This is a genomic window from Novosphingobium profundi (genome assembly GCF_018491765.1).
GTDB lineage: Bacteria > Pseudomonadota > Alphaproteobacteria > Sphingomonadales > Sphingomonadaceae > Novosphingobium > Novosphingobium profundi.
Genome location: NZ_JABWCU010000067.1, coordinates 1 through 1,175, shown reverse-complemented (window position 1 = coordinate 1,175; position 1,175 = coordinate 1). Strand labels below are relative to the sequence as shown.

Genomic DNA, 1,175 nt, shown 5'->3' with positions numbered 1-1,175 from the left:
TAATACCAACCTGCATTGATCAGAACCTACGCGCCCATTTGCGACGTCCGATGGTCATGATGCGCCACGGCTGATCGACGAGCTTGTTCCAGGCTTCACAGCAGAGGTCGATGATGTTTTCGTAGGATGTGAAGACGCGGTTGGAGAGCCAGTTGTCGCGCATGAACTGCCAGATGTTCTCGACCGGGTTAAGTTCGGGGCATTTGGCCGGGAGCGTGACAATGCTGATGTTGGAGGGCACATCCAGCTTGTCGGTCATGTGCCAACCGGCCTGGTCCATCAGCACGACCGCGTGGGCACCCGGCGCGATGGCGAGCGATATCTCCGCCAGATGCAGCGACATGGTATCGGTATTGCAAAACGGCAGGACGAGTGCAGCGCCCTTGCCCAGTTCCGGACAGATCGCGCCAAAGATATAGGCCGACTTCGTCCGCTGATCCTTGGGTGCTGATGGCCGGGTTCCGCGTCTGGCCCAGCGCCGCGTGATTGTGTTCTTCTGACCCACGCGCGCCTCGTCCTGGAACCATATCTCGATGGGCGTGCCCTTCACGAGGGTGGCTTTGACCTTTGCCAGTTCGGCAACGAAGCCCCTTTTTTGAAGGCCTCCATGGCCTGTTCGTTCTGGGCATGGTGGCGCGGGCGCGCCGTGAGTTTGGCGTAACCCAGCTTCTTCAACTCGCGGCTGATGGTGGTCTCGTCGAGCGAGACGGCAAACTCGTCATAGAGCCACTGGGCCAGATCGATCAGCCGCCACCGCACCACACCGTGGATAGCCGGGATCGGGCCGCTCTCGACGACATCGACCAATGCCTGGCGCTGTGTATCGTTCAGCCGCGAACGGGGGCCGGGCGATTTGCCATCCCGCAATCCATCGGGCCCGCGGGCATTGAACCGGATCACCCAGTCACGCACAATCTGAAGGCCCACTCCGCCGATCCGAGCTGCTGAACTCCGGCTACCTCCGTCGTAAATCTCGGCCAAGGCCAACAACCGTCGCGCCTGGTTCGCGCTCTTCGTGGTCCGCGATAATCGTCGCAGCGTCGCCCCGTCAAAATCTTCCCGCAAGCCGATTGCTGAACCCATGGTGCCACACTCCAAAGTCGCAGCCCCATAGATTCAGATTTTCACCGCTTTGGGAATCCCCCGTGAGTCAGGCAATGCGCAGGTTGGTATAA

At 60.3% G+C, this 1,175-nt stretch carries 1 protein-coding gene; it reads right to left on the bottom strand.

Annotated elements, in window-relative coordinates; genetic code table 11:
- Window positions 1–19 precede the first annotated feature (19 nt).
- Window positions 20–1,083 (bottom strand): IS630 family transposase gene (locus tag HT136_RS26015; RefSeq protein ID WP_214202651.1). Its coding sequence is split into 2 segments (ribosomal slippage): window positions 20–589 and window positions 592–1,083, totalling 1,062 coding nucleotides; the frame shifts between segments, so codons are not numbered across the junction.
- Window positions 1,084–1,175: the final 92 nt, after the last annotated feature.